The following is a 22037-nucleotide window of genomic DNA, read 5'->3' as shown; positions in this document are numbered from 1 at the left end:
GCGGAGTAACCGTGTCTGATGACTTTTTGGATGATTGTCTCAACCTCTGGAACGGGGTGCAGACACCACCTGATCCAGGGATCATTTAGCACTCTGGAGGGTGTCGACCCCTACTCGACGCCCCTAGAACGGAGAGAGAATGGAGAAATGACAGCTCTAGCTGAAAGGATATGCCCCGCATGCAATGGCTCTGGTGAGTTCCGCCGCAAGCGGGAGCGATTGCACCCGTATTTCAATGTGGCCGGGCTTTATTACAGCGAAGGGAGGGATGAGTATGTCGGGGAGTGCAAGGATTGCAGATCGCGCGGGTTTATAAGGCTCCGTAGCCTGCCGCCATTGATCAAGCGCGAAACCTCTTAGCCTACCTCCCCCATGCCGGAGGCGACACGCTGATCTCCATCGTGGCCCCGCAGTCCCGGCAGACAAACCGCCGTCCGATATAGACTTCATCGGGCGGCATTTTTTCAAGATCCAGTTCCCGGCTCACCATCCCGCAGGGCCTGCAATACCCGGTGAGCTTGAACCGCTCCCGGATCAGATCGCCGAATGTGCGGGTTTCGATTGTTGGCTTGTCGGGCATGCCCTCTGGATGTCACGGGGCGCCTAAATGGGCAAGGGGATCAGGTCGGCGCACCGAAGGCATCAGGAGCCAACTTAAAGCCCCCCCCTGTGCCCACCAGACATGCGCGCCCGCCGTCAGTGACGATCGCCGTCCATGTCTGCGTATTCTGGTTGGCGAAAATTATGAGCGTGCCATTGGGGGTCTGTGCCGTCGCCATGGGCTTCTCGCCGAATTCAGCCGCGACTTTGGCCATGTCATTCAATGGCGCGCAGGCCATTTGCTGAGCCGACGCATGCGAGATCGTCGCGGCGATCATGGCCGCGGCAAAGAGGACGATTTTCATGGCAGGTTCTCCGATCACCCCTTGGTGAGTTTTTCGGCAATCGCGTGCAGGGTGTCGTGCATTTCCGACTGCCGCTTGTCGGCGATCGTCTCGAGGGCGACCGCCATTCGGTCCAGACTTTTCGAGATTCGTTCGGTCTGCTCCTGCGTCGGGGGCGGGGCTGGTTGCGCGCCCGACCGGCGTACTTTCAGGTATTGGCCAAGGGCGGACAGGAGCGCGAGCACTCCTACCCCGGCGCCGACCATCAATTCAGCTGTCATCTCCACGGCGCCGCGCCCCTGCATAGGCATTGTCGATCATGGCGGCGTCGGTGATCGCCCGGAACACGTTATAGGCGTCAAGCATCATCAGGACGGGATAGACGGCCATCGCCGTCGACCAGCTGACATTCTGGCCAAAGCCGAGGGTCAGGCCAAACCAGAACCCGCAGGAGATGAACGCGCCGATCGCCCGCAAATGCGGGGTGCGCCTCCATGCCCCGTTGATGGCCAGAACCGAAAGGCGTCCCGTTCCGACGATAAAGCAGAGGAGCGCCCAGGTTTCCTGACCAGCAACCTGCAAGAGGGCATGATAGCCGATGCGGTCATTGAACAGGTCCGGGGTCACGCTGAGCACGATCGACCAGTTGAGGATAATCACGGCAAGAGCCCATTCCGATGATCGGCTTGGGAAGGTCTCTCGCAGCGATTGCGTGAAGTGGGAAAGCATGACGGCCTATCCTTTACTTGCGGCAGGCCTTGTCCTGCCGGCAGCGCTTGTTATTCGCCGCGATGGCCGGGCCTGCTGTCGGATCGAGGGATGCGGCGCGTGCGGCGTCGGTATGGGTAAAACGCACGAACTGGTAGCCCGCTCCCTCAGTCGTCGCACTCACTGACTGGCAGGCCGCTATCCCGCATGAAAGCAGCACAGCGCTCGCGATCCGGCAGATTGCGAAATTCGGCATTGTTCTTCTCCATTTCCTCGATGCGTTCCAGTGCCGCCCTGGCGGCCTTGGCTTCAATGCGGTTTCGTTCCGCCACAGCACCGCTGTGCGATGCGATCAGCCAGATGGGGCCAGAGACAGCCACAGCGCCGAGGAGAGCACCCCCGATCAGGGGAAGCCATTTGGCGCCGGGTATGAGTTTGAGCAGGGACATCATTCGCTCCGGTTCGGCACCTGATAGACGCCGGCAGCAGTGAGAGCCGAGACGATCATCTCAAGGACAATCGGCTCGAAGCCCATGACCTCCACGTCGAATTGACGCATGGCCATGAGGGCAGACACGCCGATCAGGGCGGCGAAGAATTTGCGATACTTGTTCATTGGAACAGTCCTCCGATCCAGTTGGTGATTTCCGCCCATCTGCCCCACAGGAGAGCGAGAGCGCCGCCAGCGCTTACGGCGAGGGGTACAGCCCCGGCAGGCACCTTGCGCTTGTCTGGGCTCTGCTGTGTGGGAATGGGGGTGGTTTCCGGGGCGCTGCCCATCTGGGGAACGGGTGTCGGCTCGAGCTTGACCACATTGCCGGTGTATCCGGCGGCCTTTAGCGCCGTCTCGAAGGCTTTCGCCTCCGCGGCGATCTTCGCGGCCTTGTCGGTGCCGTTGATGATCTTCCGGGCGCCCTTGTAGTCGGTTCGCGAGTTGGTCAGATAATCAGTCAGTTTCTTGCCGGTGAAGATGCCCCGCTCCATGGCGTCAAACATCATTCGAACCGAGGTTTTGAGGTCAGTGACCAATTCGGGGCTGTTGACCAGACCGAGCAAGGTGAAATTGCGCCGGCCTGTAATCTGCGGAAGACCGCCGCCGCGAAAGCGCCATCCGTCGCCCGGCTGAGTGTTGCCGAGGTTTTCGCGGCCAAACTTCCCGCCGTAGATGATGTTGGCGATGGCGACCTGATCGGCCTTCCGAGATCCGGATCGACCATACTTGCGAGCCTCTGCCGCGCTGATCCGGTGCCGGCCGAAAGTGTTGAGCAGCCCGTTCACTGAATAGTTCAGGTTCTCCCGGATCGGCTGCATCTTGCCGCCGGTTTCATGATTGGCGGTCGCGAGGATGTAGGCCAGATGATTGAGAGGCGTCCCACGCTTCTCTGCCTCGTTGATGATGGCCTCTGTTCCCTGCACCTGCTTCTGAGATAGGGACGTGCCGAACACGCCACTCTCACGCCGCCGCAGCGACGCGAAGAATGCTTTCCGGTTCATGATGGATCTCCTTGGTTGGATCAGTAGAGACCGCCGCCGGGATTGTTGGCGGCAGCCTGTGCCTGTGCTCCGAGCGCGCCGCTGCGGGCAGCCTCTGCAAAGCCCTCTGCGTAGGCGGGATCATATCCCCCAAACGTGCCGCTACCGGTCGGCGCATCGGGGAACCCGCCGGCATTCCCGCCGAACAATCCACCGAGCACATCGCTGAAAAAGTTGCCCGACTCTTGTTGCTGCCCCGACCGACCACCGCCGACCTGACCGCCCAATTTCGCGCCCAGCGCTGCCCCGGTCGGGCCGAGCAATGCGGCGCCGATGGTGGCCCCCGCCAGCCGTCCAAAATTCTCCCCGGTGAACAGGCTTTCGAGAAAACCGCGATCGTCGTCTGCCTTCGTCTCTCCGGTGGTTCCGGGAGCGGCCGGGAAGCCGGGTTGCGTCGGGGCTTTTTGCTGGCCGGTATTGAAGCCCATTGAGGACATGGTGGCCGCCAGCGGATCATTGATGTCCGAAAACATCGAGCGCACCGCCGCATCAATTCCGAACAGCCCCGGAGCCGTTGTCGAGCGATACGAGCCGTCCGGGTTCATCGTCTCGGTGTAGCCGTATTTCTCGCTGGTCATGGAAACCGTGCCATCGGGATTCCGCGACACCTGATTTCCATTGGTGGCCGTGCCGGTCATGGCCCTGCCCTGCCAGACATCCATGGCGCTATTGGCTGGCGGGGCCTTGGGAGCCGGAGCCCGAGCCGGTGCGGGGTCAGGAGTGTAGGGCGTCACCGTTGGCGGCGGGGCGATGGTGCGGGGCGGCGCCAGTGGCGGCGCCACGGCAGCGATCGGGGTTGAAATATCCTTGCGCAGGGACGTGTCGGTCGGCGGTGCATAGGTTCCCGCCTTGACACTTGCGGCCTGCTTGGTCAGCGCGGCCTCGAGCACGTCCTTGGCGAGGTTTTCCCGCGATTTCACGTCATCCGCTGCCAGTTGCGATCCGCGTGGTGAATTGTAGTAGCTGTCAGATGGTGCGGGCGCGGCGGCAGCAGCAGCGGCAGAGGGGGCAGCGGCGGCCGGCGCGGATACATTGGTCGGAGCGGGCGTGGCCGAAAGCATGTCCGCGCGCAACGATGTGTCGGGATCGGGCGCGTAGGTGCCGGACTGAATGGAAGCCGCCTGCCGGCTCAACTGCTCTCCAAGGACATCCTTCGCCAGGTTGGAGGCAGACACGTCTTGGGCTTGCTGATTAAGCGAGGCCGTAAGGTCGGCGTGCTGGGAGGGGCTGAGACCGGTCTGGCTTGCTGGCGCCGGGCTGAACTCGGCAGACAGCCGGCCTGTCGATGTCTGGTTGGCGTTCGGCGACGGGGTTGCCACATTGCTCGGAGAGCGAGGGGCCGCCGAGGGGACAGGAGCAAGCGCCTCAGGAACGGGGGGCGCGTACTCGGCACCGGTCTTGAGAGAATCGCTCCAACTTCTCAGGCTGTCGGCAATGTCCTCAGAGAGCCGGCTTGTATCGCTGCCCGGCAGCAGACCGGCGCCATAGGCTGCCGACGTGCCGACATGCATGTGCGGGGCCTTCGGGTTATGGTTGAAGGCGATCGACTGTGTTCCGGGCGCATAAAGTGCGGCGGCCACCAGTTCGTCGAGTTCCTCCTTGTTCTTGTCGCGAGTGCGGAAGTCGACAGCGCCGCGGTCGCGCACATGGGTCAGTTGCGCCAGCCCCGGTCGAGGTTCGGATGTCGAGGTGACGGTATAGGCGCCGGGATCTTTCAGCCCGCGGGCGATCTCGGAAAACAACTCCGACATCTCCGGGGCAAAGTCCGCCACTCCCTGTCGCGCGGCATTGGTCTTGAACGCAAAGCCGGGGTCCTTGTTGGCCGGCGCCACCTGCGCGGAGAGCATGTCGGGGCGGGCTTCGGGCGTCGGAGCGTATGAGGCAAGCGCTGTCGCCTGGTCAGGGCGAGCAACCGGTGTCGGGACGCCCACTCCGGTCGCAAGGTTCACCGTGCTCGGCTGGATGTATCCGATGGCCGTGCCGACCGCCCGGTTCAGTGGGTCCACGAAATAGTTGTGCCCCTTGGTTGAAGTCACCTGCACCAGCCCCGGCGGGAGATTGTGCTGGGCTTTCGGAGTGGCGTAGAACTTCGCGTCCGTCACGGGCCCGACGGTCGCAACCTGGTTCAGCGCCTTCTCTGCAAGGCTGCGGTAGCGCTCGACCCCCGAAGGCAGTTTCTTGCCATAGGCGTTGAACTCGTTCCGGTTGGCCACCACCTGTTGAGGAGTAATGCCGAGCGACAGGGAGCGATTTGAAATTACGCTCGCAATGTGCAGCATGTCCTCGTAGCGCTCATCGCGGTTGCCGCTCACGGCTTCGCCCAGAACGACATCTGCGACTGTGTTGGCGATCTTCGGCATAGGGGCACCTTGGAGGATTAAGGATGAAATCTCTGCTTGCTGCTTTGGCTCTGCTCGGGCTCTCAATTCCCGCTCATGCGCTCGACATCACGAAGGGCGCGTGGATAGACCGCGACGACGAGATGCTTGCGCATTTCGACACTCCGGTCGGGGCATACCCGGCGTTAGAGGGGGTCGCCTTCGATCTCGTCATCACGGTCCCGGAGACCGACGCCATCGTTGACGCCTGCGATGCCATCAACCCGAAGAACGGGACCTCGACCACGCTCTACAAATGCCTCAACAAGGACATCCGGGTGGTCAACGTCTTCGACGACTACATCACCATCGACGGCGTGCGGATGATCAATTATTTCTACGAATCGCTGGCGGTCCCGGAGTTCATGCGCTTCAAGAAGTGGGTCGGCGCCCGCAACGGCGTCGAGTTCTGGTTCGATTCTGCACTGTTCGATTTCCGCCGGCCGGGCGATCGCGGGAAAACCCGCTGCACCATCCATGGCAAATTGGGCGCACCGGCCACCATGATCCTCTGCGAGGACAACAGCCTGTTTGACATCCATGCCTCGAACCAGAGCGTCTACGCCAACGGCGAGCGGCTGATTCCGGTAGCCGACGACTGATCCTCCACACTCACTCAAAGTCCCGCTGAGGGAGTTGACGGGCGCATTGCGTCCGAAATCATCGCACCCATTCGAGAGGTGCGGTGGTTAAAAGTGCGGTGATTTCTCAGTTGCCCTTGCGGGCCTTGGCGAACGCCGTGCGGGCTTGGCGCATGATCTCCAGTTCAACCTGCTCCAGTTCCTTGAGCCGCTGCTTCTTCTCGGCTGCGGTCATGGATGATCCCTCTATCGCCCGGCGTTGCTTGTTGATCTTGCGCCGCTGTTTTTCTGCCGCGACATAGGCCGGAATCGCCTTGATCTCGATCGCGTGCCGGCGCTGGAAGTCGAGCAGATCCTCGCGGTCGCCCTTGTCCTGATATTTTTTCAGTTCCCCGCGTGCGGTCAGGGCCGCCTCGCGCTGGCGGTAATATTCGTTCTTCTGGCTGCGCTCATCCATCTGCCCGTAGAAGGTGCGCACATAGGGCGTCTTCTTGGGCTCGAACTCGCCCTCGAGCGTGCGCTGGCCAGTCTCGACGCCCTGTGCGAAGAAGCGGCCAATGCCGCCTGTGAAATAGCCCCACATATGCTCAAGCGTGTCGGGGTGGATATCGATGGCGCCGGATTCAATCTCGTTGCCACCGGTGATCCAGTTGAGCCATTCCGCCCCATCCTTGGCGATGGGGTGGGTGGAGCGCCAGGCGCGCTGGCTGTCGGGTGCCGGGGACTGGTCAAAAGGATTGGCTGCCGGGTAGATCTCACCGCCGAAGAAATTCTTGTTCTCCAGCAGTTCGACGGCTGGGTCCGCCACAGTAGGCGCCAGCATGGTCGATAGTGAGCCCGAACCGATCGGGTTCATTGCCTCCACCCACACCCGGAAGGAATCGAGCAGCCCCGGCAGGATGTCCTTGTCGCCCGATGTGATCGCCCCTCCCTGTGCGCCGAGATGCCAGAAGGCATTGTAACCGTAGGGCAGCGGGAAGGAGACATACTGATCTGTGCCGGGAATGAAGAACAGCATCTGCCGCTCAAGGCGATAGGGCTCGTTGCGCAGCAGTTTGAGATAGTGGCTCTCGCCATCCTCGTCCTCGCCGGCCATGGCAAGATTCCAGAAGTGCTGCATCATGCCGCCGAACATCGCCCCGATCACCACCTTGCGCACAGCCTTGGAGGTGCTGAGGCGACGGGCGATATTGTAGTTGCCCTGAAGCGCGGCGTTGAAGAAGACGAACCACGAGTTGACCAGCGGGTTCATCTCGCCGTGCTTCTTGAAATCGACGGTCAGATCGCGTCCGATAAACGCCGCCTGCTTGGGGGTCTTGCCGCTCTCGCGCGCCATCTTGAAGGCCACGAGGCGCATGCCGTTCTCGCCAGCATCGTTGAGGTCGGTGACGAACTTGACCAGCGATTCCCATGCGGTGCGCAGTTTCGACATGTCGCCGGCCGCTGCACGGGTCTGCTTCTGGATCGAGGCCAGTTGCTGGTCAAAATCCTGAATGCGGGCATCGAAGTTGATCTTGCCGCCGGCCTTGACGTACTCGGCCAGCGCCTGATCCCATTCGCCATCGCCCTTCCTGCCCCGCTGGCGGCGCCACAACGCGCCCCATGCCTTGGGGATGTCGGCAATGGCCCGGATGGCCTCGCGCTTGTTGAAGCCCTCGTCGAGGAGGTGGACGGCGCCGGTCTGGGCATCGCGGATGATGTTGACCGGGATGAAGGCGGGGTTGGCGCGGGTGTTGATGAGCGACTGCCAGCCGGTGACATATTTGCGCATCAGCTTCGATACGGCGTCGAGTTCCACCTTGCCCATCTTGCGCAGGGCCAGCCCGACCTTCTCGTCCTTGAAGCGGATGTAGTAGACCTTCCCGCCGACCTTGGTTGCGAGAACGTCATCGAGGCGGGAGAAGGGATTGGGCACCTTCTGGTGCTGCACCTTGCCGTCCTTGCCCAGCACGCGCTTGTAGACATCGGGGATGCGGTGGATCTCGCCCATCTCGTCGGTGCCTGACCAGAACACCTCGGCGACGGTCTTTCCTTCGGGATCGAACTCGTTGATGAAGCGCAGCATCGCCTTGCCGACATCGTTCTTCTTGGCCCGCAGGATGGTCAGTTCTGCCTGGCTGATGGCATGGGCGAGCACATTGTCGGCCTCGGAATAGCGGCCCACGGCAGCGTGGAACTCGTCGCCGCGCACGTCAAAACCCTTGCCCTTGGAGGGGCGCCAGTTGCCCTGATCGTCCATGCCGTCATGGCCCTTGAGCGGGACATAGTTCTGCCATTGCTGGGTGAGCAGGTCATGGGTCTCGGCGGAGATCAGCCCCGCCCGGCGCTGCTGGGCAAGATTGGCCTTGAGCATGGCGCGCACACCATCGGCCGCCCGGCGCAGGGCGCGGTATTTCTGCTTGTCGGCTTTCAGCCGGGCAATGGTCTCGTTGGCCTCATTGGTCGACCAGCCCGAGGCACCCTTGACGCTCGGGTCGGTGATGGCGCGATGAAGGTCGCTGTCTTCCGGGTTGCGCTCGCCGATCACCCGGTTGCGCTCTTGAGCGTGCTCGGCATAGAGCAGGTCGTGCAGTTCCTCGATGGAGGCCCCGGCGTCAACCAGCCCCTCAAGGGCAGGCACCACATAGACATCGTGAAGTTCCTGAATTTCCGCGAGCGCCGCATCTTCGGCCAGCCGGGCATTGAGATAGGCGTCGTTGAGGTCGCTCAGATTGCCCTTGCCGGCCACCCGCTCCTGCATCATGCGGACGGGATGGAGGTAATCCACCCACTTGCGATGCGTCCATTCGCCCGCGCTTTCACCGTCCTCGGCATGGCGCCGGTCCTTGGGGGACATCTTCTTGATGTCGGTAACGGCCTTGTCGAGGCGCTGGCCCAGAAGGGCGGCGGGCGAATTGCGCGGCTCGATGTGGTCGGGGACCGTGGAGCGGCTGGCCGGGGCAAGGGAATAGAGGATGCGGGGGTCCCCTCGCCGCTGATTGCTGCCTCTTTCGGCCATATCAGAGCGGAGAGCGCGTTCAAAGATGTCTTCGGCGGTCTGGTAGCCAAAACCGCGAAGCGCGTTTCTGACAGCACGCATGATGCGGATGATCCGGTTCCATGCGCGACGGATGCCGGTGTGCATCCTGATTCCGGTGGCCCGGTTACCTTCCATCTGCTCGGCATAGAGGGCAAAGGCCTCTGCCTCCAGTTCGATCTGGCCGATCTGGCGGACATCCATGTCCGGCATCGAGGCGGCGACGATCTGGCGCAGCCGCTCGGACTCCCGTTCCAGCACCGCCTTCTCGCGGGGAGAAAGGAACAGGTTCTGGATGCGGTGGAACGCCTCGTGATAGGCGGTGGTGCGATCTCCATCCGACAGCGAGATGGCAATGACATCATCGGCCGGGTCATAGTAGCCGGCGGCGGCCATGGGCGCGGCGTTGCCCCAATCGGCCAGACCTGCCGGGGCCTCGATGCGCTCCATGAAGATGACATCATCCAGCCCGGAGACCTCGCGGACGATGCGGCGGATCTCGGCGATTTCCTCTGCCGGCATGACCGCGGAGGGCGGCTGGGCCATGCGGCCCTGCTGGCGGGCATCGAACAGCGGCAGGCCCTCACGCAGGCCCTCGCGCATGGCGTCGTTGATCTCGACCGACCAGACGGGGTTGCCCTTCACGTCAAACAGTTCGAGCATCCTGGGGCGGCCGATTGCCGAGATGCCCAGAGGAACCATGTCGTGCGGCCATGCATGGGGGTCGGCCGCCTTCTTCCGCAAGCGCTGCGCGAGGTCTTTCGCAAGGGCGGTGTCGGACTTCGGGAAGGTGGAGATGATGTGCTCGGCCGCCTCCGTCATGCCCATGTCTTTGATGGCCTCGGCAAGGGCGTCTTCTTGACCCTCGTGCGTGGTGAAGTCGTTCAGTCCCCGATCTTCCCGCACCCGGACGCCGTAGCGCTTGACCAGTTTTGTCACCGCCTTGCGGATGTGCTGGTCATAGGCGATGGCATAGCCGCTGGAGGGGAAGGTGATCTTCTGGCCGGAGACGGTGCCGGATGGTTCGCCCATGACTTCCTTGGCGACACCGGGGCCGATGAGCGTGGCGAGGGGCTTGCCCTCGGCGTCTTCAAATCCGCTCTCGATCACGCCGCCGGGGCTGACCTGCAACTCTCGGGGTGATCCGCCGCTCATGTTGAGCGTGACCACCCGGTTGCCGTTGCGGGCGGTGGCCCACGAGACGCTGTTGACCACGCTCTGCGCCGCCTTGTTCCAGCGCTCGGCCTGCATGTAGCCGGGAGTCCACGCCAGCTTGCCATAGCCCTTGTCGACCGCCTCGCGCAGGAGGCGCTTGGCCATCAGGACGTAATAGTTCTCGTCCTTGAAGGGGGTGTCGGGGACCGAGGGGTCCATGGTCTTTTCCGTGCCGAGATTGATCAGCGCGGAATCGATATCGTCCGCCCGGTCAATTATGGCTTGGCGCCTTTCCAGCGACTTGCGGAACTCCGGGTCGCCTTGGAGTGAGGCCACAAATTCTTGAACTTCTTGCGGTTCATAAAGCCTCGGCTCACTTGGCCGCGCCTCCCCGATCATCTCCCTTATCGAAAGCCTGTGCAACGGGACATTAGGGCCTGCCAGTTCTTCTGCACGGCGCTGCATATCTGCCCACGCCTTGTCCATATCGCTGTTCAGTTCCCGCCGCCGCTGCTCCAACTCCCGCCGCAGCGCCGTGACCTCCTCGGGCTCAGTGCCCTTGCGCCATTTCGACCCAAGGTCTGACTGGATCTCCTCGACGAACAGAACCTTGTTGCCGTCCACGTCCGTGCGGTCCTTCACCCGCGCATGGACAACGATGTTCTCCTCCTCGAAGTGGCCGCGCTGGACGAAGGGGCGCTTGGAAGGGGAAACCTCTCGGCCGATGCCGTCGGGGCCAACCTCCCATTTCTGGGTGTTCTTCCCGGTCGTGTGCAGGTCGGGCACGCGCAGCAGCAGTTCGCGGTAGTTCTCCCCGCCCCGCTCGGTGTAGGTCTCGTGCAGCGCCGGGCCGACGGCATCGGCATTTGTCGCGTTCTTGCGGGCATAGTTCTCCGCGAGGTCGATGGCCGTCTGCTCGTCGACGTTCTCGCCGTCCATCAGCTCGCTGAAAAAGTAATCCCGATCATAGGAATTGTAGTAGCCATCGAACGAGATCCCGCTGTCGGGGTCGTAGAGAGTCGCCGCGAAATCTCCATCTGGGTCGCTCCAGTACGCCTCCTCCGCCATCTCGACGGCGCGCTCCATGGCCTCGCCCCGATCCACATCCTCAGGGTCGATGTCCTCGGCCTCAGCAATCTCTGCGATGGCGTCGTCGAGGTGCAGAGACTCAACCTGCTCCTCGAGGAAACCAGGGTCCGGATCGGTCTTCTCTCCGATCTCGATCTTGAAGTTGTACTCGACCTCCTCGCCGGAGCGCACATCTTCCACCAGGTCCACCTGGTTGGCGCGGATATAGTCGGCCAGCGCCTCGCGGCTGACCTGCTGGCCCTCCTGCGTGTCGAGCCATTCCTCGATCCCCAGCCACTCGATTTCCGCCCGCTTGACGCCCGGCAGCTTGGCGATGATCGCCTTCCAGTCCTTGGCCTGTGCGGAGCCCTGCTTGGCGTTGATGACCTGTTGCAGAAGCGCGGAATAGAACACCGGCGGCTGATCTGCACGGGCCTTGAGCAGGGAATACAGCCGCTCGTTGCCCTCCGGGGTGGGCTTGCTGTCCATCACGTCGAACAGGCGATCATAGGCTGCCCGGATGCCGCCAGACATCTCCTCGGGCGTCGGGTAGACCCCGCTTTCGGTGTCGATGTTGGCGAGGTAGTCGTTGCGCACCCCGGATTCTTCCAGCCGGTCAATGATGAACCGCTCGAAGGCGCGGGCAGTCAGTTCGCGGATCGTGGAGAAATACGGCTTGGAGCGGGCCTTGTCGAACTCCTTGGCGCGCTCGAAATAGCCGCCCCTCTCCACCGCCTCGGCAACCTTGGCGAAAGCCTCGCGCACCTCGGGGCGGATCGAGCGGGCCGCGTCCGTAGCCTCGGTCATGAACTCCTGGCGGCCATCCTCGCGGGCGAAGTAGTTGTCGACACCGTGGAACCATTCATGCGCCAGCGAGCCGGGGCCTGAGTTCTTGGTCAGGTTGATGACGATGTTGCCGGGCTCGTAGTGCGCCGCAGGCGATTTCTTCCCACCGCGCCCACGGGCGCCGAAGGCCAGCCCCAACTGACCATTGAGTGAGAGCGCACGAGGCGGGATGCCGATGGCCTCTGCAAGGTCGTGCAGCGCATCATAGGCCCGGTTGAGGTCTCCCTGCCGGCGGCCGCCCTCGACATAGTTGCCGAACTGCACGCCGCGGAATCCGAAGGCCTCGGAGAACGCTTCCGGCGTGATGTCGCCATCGCGGCGATCGCGTCCGGTGCGCTCCCGGTTCTCTGCATTGCGCTCGTTCGGTCCCGCGCGCATCTCGTCGATCTTGGCTTGCAGGGCATCCTTGTTTTCATCCCGGTGCTTGATGGCATCCTGAACCGTCTCGAATCCGCCGACCACCTTGATGACCGAACTGCGCACCTTGAAGGCGAGATAGATGTCGCCGGTCTTGGTGTTGCGGTAGATTTTCAGGGGGGTGTATTTCGAGCGGGTGGGGGCTTCAACAGGCCCCTTGGCGAGATGGGCGGTGATGAAGTCCCGCGCCTTCTCGATCATCTTGTCGATGTCCTGGTCGTAGATGAGCCCCTGCATGGCGCCAGTGCTGGCCTGCGCCTTCCTCCCCGACGGAGTGGTCAGGTCGTAGATGGTGCGGCTGGGGCTGAACCGCTCGCCAGCGAACATCGAGTAGGCACCCGACTTGATGCGGAAGCCCGCTGCCTCTCGCAGCCGTGAGGGCTCGACATCGCGGATCGCCTTTGCCGTCCACCCCACGGGGCGCAGCAGGGCATTGCCGGGAGATTCCAGTTTCTCGTGGAGGGTGTCAGGGGAGATTTCGCCGTTGATCAGCTTGGCGCTGAAATCGCGCAGCACGTCCACCTGCTCGGCCCAGCGCTTGACCTTGTAGGCCTTGCGGGGCTTGGGCGGCACCATGTCGCGCATGACGGCGACCAGTGCGAGGGTGTCACGGTCGACGCCGGCCTCGGCCAGTTTCTCGAAATTCGGCTGAGGGAAGACCTTGGACAGCGGTTGGGTGGTGAGGTCGACATCCTCGTCGAGGGTCTTGCCATACTCGGCCACCAGATGCTTGCGCGCGCCGTGCAGGGTCTCGCCGAAGTCATCGATCTTGTCGCCGGCCTTGTCCTTCGGGGCATCGGGCTTCTTGCCACGGGAAGGCTTGGCGCTGACCGAATTCGGTTTCGTGCTGGCCGAATTCGGTTTCGGGGTGGGTTTATTCGGTTTCGCCGTCGCCTCGGGGGTTGACAGCTTGTCGAACAGCTGCGGGGCGGTCTCGGCCTCGTCGAACATGCCGCCGGGCTCTTGCTGCGGCTTCTTCGCCTTCAGGGGCTTTTCGCCCTCGCGCTCGGCCTTCTGCTTGTCGGGAATGCGTTCCGCGCCCGGAATGACCGTCTGGGGCTTGTCGTCGGCGCCGGGCTCCTCGGTGAGTTCGGCAAGGCCCTCGTTGAAGCCTCGGTCGAAATCGTCTACCGCTGCCGGGCTTTCGCCTGCGCTCTCTCCAGCACGTCCGCTGTCATCCGCTTCGCGGTCATCTTGCGGCCCGCCCTCGCCACGATCCTGAACTGTCGCGCCACCTTCTTGAGGTTCGCCTTGCGCTCGGGGTCCTTCTCCGTGTTGGCCTGGCGTTCCACCTGTCGCGCCGCTTTCAGATGCTGTTCCGGCGTGTACTTCATCGGGTGAATCCTCGAAAAACGGAATGTCAGGGAAGGCCTCGTCAACGGAAGCCTCGGCTTGATCGGCCTCCTGAATGGCGATCCGCTCGGCAACATCGCCGATGTCTCCGCCTTCCTCATAAATAGCACGGGCGACACTTTGCGCAAAATCATCGTCACGATCGATCGACAGAACCTTCGCGACCTCATCAAGCACGTCGGAAAATTCCTCCTCCCTCGCGCTTGCTTCCTCCTGCCCCTGCTGTGCGCGCCAGGCCGCTTCCCAATCGGCATCGTAATGCGCGAACTTTTCACGGGAGCCGGCATCTTCGCCAAGCGCGTCATAGAGATCGGAAACATAGGATTCGCTTGGCCGGTTCTCGCCTTCACCGGGGTCGACCAGATACCCGGCCTCCACTGCCGCCTCACGGGCCTTGTCAGGCGTCATTCCGTTCTTGCGGACCAAGGGCCCAGCGCCGGCCACGAAACCCGTCTTGCGTCTCGTGAGGTCCATTGCGGCCAGTTCTCCGGTCTCGTCCCGCACTCCCCCCATGCGGGCCAGGAACTCGATCAGGCTTTCGGGCTTCTTGACCAGCCCGTTCTTGTCGATCGGAAAACCGTCGTCATTGGTGCGCACCTGCGATTGACCGAAGCGGAGCGGCTTTTTCGTGTCGCCCTCCCGGAGCCATTTGCGAAACTCCGAGACTGACATCGGCGTGATGGCGCCAAGGCGATCGATCCCGCGGCCATCAGAGAACCCGCGAGCATAAATATCGCGCGCCTCGCTGACCGACCCAACGCCCATAATGACCTTGTGCTCGTCGAACTGCTTGAGTTCGTTCACCTGGTCAACGACATAGACGCGCTGGCTCTTGGCGTTCGGCCCGACATAGACATCCACATGGTCGCCGTCGGCCCCTTCCGTGCGCTTGATATAGCCGTAGTGGGCCGGCATCCGGGTCTGCCAGATATCTCCCTTGCGGTTCCTGCCCTCGCGCACGCCGCCCTTCGGCGTCTCGATGGAAATGTCAAACCCGTGCATCTTCGCATGGTACTTGCGATAGTTGCCCGCCTCCTTCTGCGCCACGGTTGGTGCCGGGTTGACGATCAGGTCGGCATCATCAATGGCGTCGTCCGTCTCGATCAGTGTCGGGCGATTACGGGTGCCGCGTGGCGGTTCAATTTCGCCGGCCGCCTTTTTCCGCTCGAAATCGGCCTGCATCTGACGAGCTTTCGCACGCCGCGGATAGAGTTCATCCTCATCAACCCGCACCTGAGATGCGATGTCTTCGGCGATCTGCTGGCGGTTGCGGTCGGGATCGAAGGTTTGAGCCATGCGCTGCGCGGCGGCGGCAGGATCGTCCAGGCGCTCCATGGCCGGGGGCTGCTGCTGTGTCTCGGGAGATTGGTACTCCGCGGCCTTGCGGATCATCGCCTCGTTGACGGCAACCCCGGCAGCGCGTGCGTTTTCCACCTCGGCGGAAACTTCCTCCGGGCTCATGGCGTCGATGTCTTCGTCCGTCATCTGCGAGCGGCGAAGAATGGCGCGGGCTTCGGGGGAGATGGCGGACGCCGCCTGCTGGCCAGGAGGCGCACCAGCATCTACGGCGGCGTCCTGTGTGACGGGAGACTCGAGGGGAAGGTCAGGCCCCCCTGTCTCGACCGTCGCACTCGGATCGGGGGCGGGCTGCTTGCCCTTGATGGCGTTCTTGACGCCGCTGGCGGCCTGCTGACCGGCCTTGAACCCGCCGCCAAGGATGCCGCCGACGGTCGCGGCCTCGAGGATGCCCTCGGAAATATCCTGCTCGGGGTCGTAGACATAGCGCTCGATGAGGTTCTGGGCGACCTGCTGGAACGCTTCCTGCCCCCCTTCCACTGCCGCCTGTGCGGCGATCTTGTGGATGATGGAGGCGGCCTTGCCGGCAAACGGCAGGGGGATGCGCTCGAGCAGGGTTTCCATCGGCAGGTGCTCGGAGAGACCCGGCAGTTTGCCGAGTTCGGCGGCATTGATGATTTCCTGCGGGTCCGCGCCTGCGGCAACGGCGCGCTCGACCGCCTCGCCGGCAGACAGCGAAGTGCCAAGCCCGGTGCCAAGCGCAATGCCCCCTGCGGGGCCGCCGACCAGTGCCGCGGCAAGGAAGGGGATCATCGAGCCCGCGCCTTCACCAAGGGTCTGGGTCCATCCGCCCTCATAATCGGGCGCGACCGGCATGCTCTGGTCGGCAAACCGCTGGGTGGCCTCGCCCGCCTTGTAGAGCCCGGTTTCCTCAATGGGGGTGTCGGGCAGAACGTCGAGCGACATCTGCTCATTGTCGGGCTCGATCTCGCCCTCACGAATTAGCCGTGCCTTGGCGATCAGCCGCAGACCGTTGAGCCCGCGCAGTTCCGAAGTGGCCCGGCGGTTGAAGTCCGTGAACTCCTCATCGCTCATGGAGGAGATGTTTGGCAATTCGGAGATCAACTGATCATAGGTCGCCTGCTCGGTCGGGGATTCGGCCTGATTGGCGGCAAGCCCCTTGAGCCCGGTGCCGACGGCCTTGACCGCACCACGTCCGACGCTCTTGGCAACCTCGTTGAGGAAGATGCCGCCGCCCGCCTCCTCGCCATCGGCCACGGCCGGCTGGGCATACTTCTCCCATGGCTTTCCGGTCGATGCAGGAGTGACAGCCTTCTGGGCGTATTTCTCCCAGGGCTTGAGCGCGGATTCAGCCATTCAGCATCTGCCTTAATTCTTGATCCAGCTGTTCGGGTCGCTGGGGTTGCCGCCCTGGAAAGTGTAGCCGTCCTCGACATGGCCCGGCTGGGGCGCAGAAAGCCCGCCCTTGCCGGAAATGCCCTGCCCGGTGGAGATGCCCTGAGAGGCTTCCGCCAGGCGGTAGAGGCGTTCCCGCTCTGCCTCGACGACGCGGCGGCGGTCCTCCAAGAGCGGGATTTCCTTGCCCGCCTCCTGTGCGATGCTTTCGATCCGCAGCACGGTGTTCAGGTCGAGCCCCCTCTGGCGGGCCGTCCGCTCCAGTTCGAGGCGCGTCTTCTTCATGTCGAGATCATGCTTTTCGGCAGCGCGCTTTTCGGCAGCGGACTTGATCTCGGCATCGGCGGCCTTGCGGGCGTTCTCAAGGTTGGTCTGCTCGGCCTGTGCGGCAGAGGATGATTGATTGTCGCGATACTGGCTCACGCCCGACACGGCGCGGCCAAAGGTGGAAAGCGGGTCGTCATTGTGCGGATCGATCGTGGCCATCCCTGCGCCGATCGAGCGGATGAGTTCGCTCGGGCTGCGACCGCCAAACAGCTGCCCAAGAGGCCCCTGAACCATCATGCCGGGACTGGGAGCGGGGTTTGGCGCTGGCTGCGGTGCGGGCTGAGGCTGGGGAGCGTTGCGGTCCTGCCGGTTGGGCGTGAACGTGCCGCCCGGCAACTGAGGGCGCGGCTGAGGCATCGGGCCGATCTGCGGCAGGGCGAGCGGCGCCATTGAACGTGGGGATTTCGGCGCGGCGGCAGCGGGCATCGGGGATGCTCCCTGCTGGGGGGCTTGCGCCTGAGCAACGCCATTCAGGACTTCGCCGAGGGCGCGGAAAAAATCATTCATTGTTCAGGCTCCCGTTACCAGAAGGTGCCAAAGCCCGGCGCCCCGGCATTGTCGAGCGCGCCGCCGCCGTTCGATCGGCCGTAGTTATACTGGCGCGGGGGATTCGGTGCAGGCTCGGGTTCCGGCTCTGTCGGCTGAACGGCCGGCGGGTTCTCGTACACCGGGGCATTTTCGCGAATGAGATCGATCTGCGGTCGCGGCTGCCCGCTGCCGCCCGGTGTTCCTCCAGCCATGCCCGATCGGGGGAGCGGGGATTGCGGATCGTAGCCGTAGGCCGGGCGATCCAGTCCCAGATTGGCGATCATTGCGTCGGAGAACCCTGTCACGCCCTGCTTTTGCGCCTGGCGCATGTCATTAAGCAGGTGAGGAAGCCGGTCGCCCTCGTCATCCATGCTCGGGCTGCCGTCCTTGAGAAAGGATTCAGGGCCCATATACAGCATCGAGATCAGGGTCTTGAACGCCTCGTCCGTGCTGTTGCTGTTGTTGTTCGAAGGCGCCGGATCGTAGACGCCCCTGATCATGTCGCCGACTGAATCGAAAATGCCCATGGGCTCGTCTCCTTATCCGAACAGACCGGCGAGGACGGACCCTGCCAGCCCCCATCCGCTCGAGTTCGATTTGCTTTCCGATGTCGAGGTGGTCTTGGTCTCGTGCGGCACGCCCTGCACGACGCCGATCAGGCGCAGCGCATCGGTGTAACGCTTCTCGCTGATCGCCTTCTGGAAGTCCTCGACCGCCTGGCGCTGGCCTTCCTTGTCCTGCTGGAGAATGGAGCCCGCGTTAAACAGGGCATCGTTGATGTCGGAGAACAGGTTGAAGCGACTATCGCCAATGCCCTCCAGCGCTGAGGCCGCCGTGCCCTTTGCATCATTGGCGACCTGCTCGGCGCGCTGATTGTTGATCGCGGTGGTCAGCGCCCGGTCCTGTCCGGCGTTCTGGCTTTGCAGGTTGGTCCCGAGCCGCTGGAACTCCTGGCCCATGTCGTTGGAGCGCAGCCCCATTGCCTGGTTCCACGCATCCGCATGGGTGGCCCCCGCGATCTCCATGGCGGCGCGGTTGGCGTCATCGCGCATCATGGATTCGGAGATGCCGTGCCGGGCGTCCCCGAAGGAGCCGGACATTGCGGCAGAGGCGCCAAGCGTGCGGCGATCGCGCTCTTTCTGCTCGTTCAATACCCGCATTTGCGGCGCGAGCACCTGCTCGAGGTACGGGTTCATGTAGGAGGAAATGGAGCCCAGAAACCCGTCCTCGTCGACGATGCGCCCGAGTGGGTCGATCTGGCCGCCGGAGAAGTCCCCGGAAATGGTGGCAGGCCCTGCGCCGGCATAGTCGCGCCACAGGCCTTCCGCCTCGCCGAGATTGAACATTTGATCCATGTCCTGATCAGCGAGCCAGTCGGCATTGCCGATGGCCTTGTTCTGCTGGTCGGTCAGCCCGGTGTAAAGGCTCTCGCCCGGCTTGGAGCCGTAGACGTAATTGTCCTCGGAGTTGAGGAAGTCCTCGGCGCTTCCGACCGCGTTTTTAAGCGGGTCCTTGAGATAGTCGGGCAGGGTCGAAGCGCTGGTTGATGTGGTGGCCATGGTCTATCCTCGTTTGACGCCGCGGTTCTGCATGTCCCACAAGAGCGTGGCGAGCACGTTGGCGATGTCGGACGCGGTGGCGGTGGAGGCGTCGAGTGTGCGGGTTTCTGTGAAGTTCGACAGCGTGTAGGCGTCGGCGATTTGTTCCGTGACCTGCTCGTGACTGGCCTTCCTGACCTCGGCCATGGCCTCCGTCAGCCAGCGGACCTCCGGGCCGGATGCAGCGGTGTTGAAGGGCGGGCGGCCCAGCGCCAGTGGTTTCATCGCTGGCTCCCTGCGCCGGAGACCTCGAGCGCGCTTTTGCCAAGCCGGAAATCCCCGCCAAGCGTGTTGGTGGTCAGTTTGAACCCGAACTGGCGGCCGGCGCAGCGGGTGTCGACCAGCTTGTCGGAGCTCTCGATGGTCACGGTGTCGGTCATGAAGTCACTGTCGCGCGGATGATCCCGGCCCCAGATGTAGAGCGTCATGTCGCCGGTCTGGCGCTGGAAGTCAGGCACGAAGCCGAAGATATCGACCGAGGAATTGCCGCCCTGGATGTCGGTTGCGCCCAACTCGATATAGGCCTCCATTGCCGACGAATCCTCGTCCGGGTTGGTGGAAACGTCATGCAGATAGACATAGCCGTCGGTGCCGAACATCACCGGGCGGCGCTCGCCGGTCCAATATTGTGCAGCAGACGAGCGATCCCATGTCCCCGGCGTCCATGCGAAGGTGTCGAGATTGACATGCACATAGGTGTCGGGCTCGGTCGCCACTCCTGTTGGAAAGACGAACCACACCTCGTTGAACAACGGATTGTAGAGGCAGAACGACTTGGAGATGTGGGTGGTGTTGATGTTGCGATAGACCCAATCGGAAACATCCTGTGCGTTGGGGATCGGTTGCACGAAGCCGGCATACATCCAGAACTCGCCGGCCCCCATCCAGAAGGCTTGCCCGTTGGCAGCGGTGAAGGCCAGCGGCCCGACCAGACCGCAGTGATCGGCGATCTTGTTGCTGGCATAGACCTCGTTGGAGCCAGTGTACTGGAAGCGAAAACAGGCCGCGTCCGACCACACCAGAGCCAGCCCGTCGCCGAGCGATGAGCCTGCCATCAACCGGGTGCCGCCCTGCAACTTGCGTTCATTGGCTGTGTTCGTGCTCGAGGGCGTCCAGTCGGTATTGTCTTCGACATCCGGCCAGCGCACGGTCATGTTGTCCTGGCTGCCGGCGATGGTGGTGCAGCCCAGCGCGAAGATGTAGCGCTCGCCAGTGACGAAGGCGTAGCGGGAGACAGCCGGCGCGTTGGAGAGCAGCGTTGGCCTTTGCACACCGGCAGAAGAATCGTAGATGTAGATGCCGCCATCGAGCGGGTTGACCACCAGGTCCTCGCCATAGGGATCGAGCGCCCAGCTGGTGATATCGGCGGTGATCGCCGAGGAAGCGGAGACATCGGTGCCCCAATAGCCCTGTCCCCATCCCCCCACGCCCCAGCCGAGCAGGGTGGTGGGGTCGACGTTGCCGCAATTGAGTTCATAGTTTGCCGTGACCGATCCGCCGCCGGTCGCCGAACTGGTAGCGGCCGAGGAGTGCGTGATGGTGTAGGTGTCGGCGTCGACCACTTCGGTGACGGCATATTCCCCGTCGATCGTAATCCCGCCGACTGCCGAGGCGCCGGAGAACACGACATCGGTGCCGGCCGCTTCGATGCCGTGTGAGGCGTCGGTGACGGTGACGATCGCCGAGGTGTTGGTGGTCTCGAAGGGGTTCGTCAGCGAGATTGAAGTGGCATCGGAACGATAGGGTGTGATTTCATTCAGGGTGCCGTTGCGCACCAGATAGAGGTTGCAGGCTGTGCCAAAGGCAAGGCAGTTGACGCCGCCATAGGTGTTCCATGCCTTGGCACCACGGGCGATGCCGGTGAACTGGTCCGTGATGAGCTTTTGCACGCCACCGACCTTTTCCGGCATACCGCGCACAAATCTCACCTTGTCGGCGTCGATCCAGCGCCCGGTTGCGGCCAGGTCGCTGTCGACCTTCACCACGCCAGGCGGGACCTTGACCGGAAAGAATGGCATCAGGCGCTACTCCACGTCGAGAAACTGGTTTGCACAATGATCGGGCTCGAGCATCAAAAGCCCGACGAGGCGGCAGAACAGGCAGTCGGTGCCGTGCTTCGCAGCAATCCGGGCGCATAGAGTTTCACCCGGCAAACCGCCGAAAGCCCGGTTGATGATGATGGAGGTTGCGCAGAAGAAAGCCCGCATAGAGCACCCCATTGACCACCAAGACTCCCCGAGATAACCTGCATGTTACACGCAAGGAATCTTGATGGTTGCTATCCCGCTGTTCCTGTCGGCACTTGCCGTTTACTGCGTATATAGAAAGCCCCTAACGGGCAGCGCCTATTACCGCGCAGAAGCTGCGGTTGATGCTGTTGGCAGGCTGGCAATCGCGGCGCTTTTGTTGGCGGTTATCTGGCTGGCTTATCTTTTGCTGTAGCGCAGAAGAAGGCGCGGAGCCTACGGCCAGTGTTTGTCATCGGCGTAGTTTGCCGGGATGGGGTCCGTCGCCTTCAGGTCCCAACTTGCTTCATAGAGGTCCGTCACCCATGCCTTGCCGAGATTGACCAGTTCCATGGCCTGCGAGGCTGTCAGATTGTGGGTGATGTTATCCATGTCCCGGAATGGCAGAACGGCGTCGGTGACATTCGCGGCTTGCAGATCGCGGGCGCTGTCCTTCAGGGCAAGCAAGACGGTCTGTGTCTTGTCGTCGCCAGAGGGATGAATGGTGCTGCCGTAGCCGGTGATGGGAAACACCTTGCCCGCGAGAATACGGCGCTCGCGCTCGGCGTTAACGCCTTCAGCCCTTGCCGCCTGCACCTTGTCCGCATGACCGGGAGGATCGGAATAGGCCGAGCCGTCCCACGTTCCACCGACCTGCCAGTCTGCGCCGCTTGGGATATCCACGCGGGTCAGGCCGTCAGAAGCGAT

The 22037-nt window shown here is 63.0% G+C and carries 16 protein-coding genes; 2 read left to right on the top strand and 14 right to left on the bottom strand.

Annotation, left to right across the window (positions count from 1 at the left end; translation table 11 throughout):
• Nucleotides 1-620: 620 nt before the first annotated feature.
• The 7 genes from KY465_RS18130 to KY465_RS18100 form a co-directional block, all read right to left on the bottom strand.
• On the bottom strand, nt 621-905 hold the full coding sequence (locus tag KY465_RS18130) for a hypothetical protein (RefSeq protein WP_219203535.1): 285 nt from the start codon (nt 903-905) through the stop codon (nt 621-623).
• Nucleotides 906-919: 14 nt separating this feature from the next.
• On the bottom strand, nt 920-1165 hold the full coding sequence (locus KY465_RS18125; RefSeq protein WP_219203534.1) for a hypothetical protein: 246 nt from the start codon (nt 1163-1165) through the stop codon (nt 920-922).
• Entirely contained in the window at nt 1155-1613 is a 459-nt protein-coding gene (locus KY465_RS18120) for a hypothetical protein (protein ID WP_219203533.1), read from the bottom strand. Before KY465_RS18120 ends, KY465_RS18125 begins: the two co-directional genes overlap by 11 nt.
• A 146-nt stretch (nt 1614-1759) precedes the next feature.
• Nucleotides 1760-2041 carry a hypothetical protein gene (locus KY465_RS18115; RefSeq protein WP_255561820.1) on the bottom strand — a complete coding sequence of 94 codons (282 nt, stop codon included), beginning with the start codon at nt 2039-2041 and terminating at the stop codon, nt 1760-1762.
• Nucleotides 2041-2208, bottom strand: coding sequence for a hypothetical protein (locus KY465_RS18110; protein WP_219203532.1), 168 nt, complete (start codon nt 2206-2208; stop codon nt 2041-2043). The genes KY465_RS18115 and KY465_RS18110 overlap by 1 nt, the downstream gene beginning before the upstream one ends.
• Complete coding sequence (locus tag KY465_RS18105) at nt 2205-3086, bottom strand: hypothetical protein (protein ID WP_219203531.1); 882 nt, start codon at nt 3084-3086, stop codon at nt 2205-2207. The genes KY465_RS18110 and KY465_RS18105 overlap by 4 nt, the downstream gene beginning before the upstream one ends.
• Before the next feature lie 20 nt (nt 3087-3106).
• Nucleotides 3107-5485 (bottom strand): cell wall hydrolase, encoded by a 2379-nt coding sequence (locus KY465_RS18100; protein WP_219203530.1) that lies wholly within the window; start codon nt 5483-5485, stop codon nt 3107-3109.
• A gap of 23 nt (nt 5486-5508) precedes the next feature.
• Between KY465_RS18100 and KY465_RS18095 the strand changes: the two genes are divergently transcribed.
• Nucleotides 5509-6105 (top strand): hypothetical protein, encoded by a 597-nt coding sequence (locus KY465_RS18095; RefSeq protein WP_219203529.1) that lies wholly within the window; start codon nt 5509-5511, stop codon nt 6103-6105.
• A gap of 106 nt (nt 6106-6211) precedes the next feature.
• On the opposite strand, the gene KY465_RS18090 is transcribed toward KY465_RS18095, so the two are convergent.
• Genes KY465_RS18090 through KY465_RS18065 form a run of 6 tightly spaced genes read right to left on the bottom strand, consistent with a single transcriptional unit; the run spans nt 6212 to nt 21122 of the window.
• Complete coding sequence (locus KY465_RS18090) at nt 6212-16612, bottom strand: LPD38 domain-containing protein (RefSeq protein WP_219203528.1); 10401 nt, start codon at nt 16610-16612, stop codon at nt 6212-6214.
• A 12-nt stretch (nt 16613-16624) separates the two neighbouring features.
• The gene (locus KY465_RS18085) at nt 16625-17485 is read right to left on the bottom strand and encodes a hypothetical protein (protein WP_219203527.1); all 861 of its coding nucleotides are present in this window, start codon (nt 17483-17485) and stop codon (nt 16625-16627) included.
• A gap of 14 nt (nt 17486-17499) precedes the next feature.
• Nucleotides 17500-18033, bottom strand: coding sequence for a hypothetical protein (locus tag KY465_RS18080; RefSeq protein WP_219203526.1), 534 nt, complete (start codon nt 18031-18033; stop codon nt 17500-17502).
• A 12-nt stretch (nt 18034-18045) separates the two neighbouring features.
• Entirely contained in the window at nt 18046-19065 is a 1020-nt protein-coding gene (locus KY465_RS18075) for a hypothetical protein (protein WP_219203525.1), read from the bottom strand.
• Between the two features lie 3 nt (nt 19066-19068).
• Complete coding sequence (locus tag KY465_RS18070; protein ID WP_219203524.1) at nt 19069-19329, bottom strand: hypothetical protein; 261 nt, start codon at nt 19327-19329, stop codon at nt 19069-19071.
• Nucleotides 19326-21122 carry a hypothetical protein gene (locus KY465_RS18065; protein ID WP_219203523.1) on the bottom strand — a complete coding sequence of 599 codons (1797 nt, stop codon included), beginning with the start codon at nt 21120-21122 and terminating at the stop codon, nt 19326-19328. Before KY465_RS18065 ends, KY465_RS18070 begins: the two co-directional genes overlap by 4 nt.
• A gap of 253 nt (nt 21123-21375) precedes the next feature.
• Between KY465_RS18065 and KY465_RS18060 the strand changes: the two genes are divergently transcribed.
• Nucleotides 21376-21546 (top strand): hypothetical protein, encoded by a 171-nt coding sequence (locus KY465_RS18060; protein WP_219203522.1) that lies wholly within the window; start codon nt 21376-21378, stop codon nt 21544-21546.
• Between the two features lie 20 nt (nt 21547-21566).
• Here the strand turns inward: KY465_RS18060 and KY465_RS18055 are convergent.
• On the bottom strand, nt 21567-22037 hold a 471-nt coding region (locus KY465_RS18055), incomplete at its 5' end, for a DUF4376 domain-containing protein (protein ID WP_219203521.1).

It is taken from the genome of Neohoeflea coraliihabitans (assembly GCF_019334345.1).
GTDB classification, from domain to species: domain Bacteria; phylum Pseudomonadota; class Alphaproteobacteria; order Rhizobiales; family Rhizobiaceae; genus Pseudohoeflea; species Pseudohoeflea coraliihabitans.
This window is presented reverse-complemented; position numbering and strand designations above follow the sequence as displayed.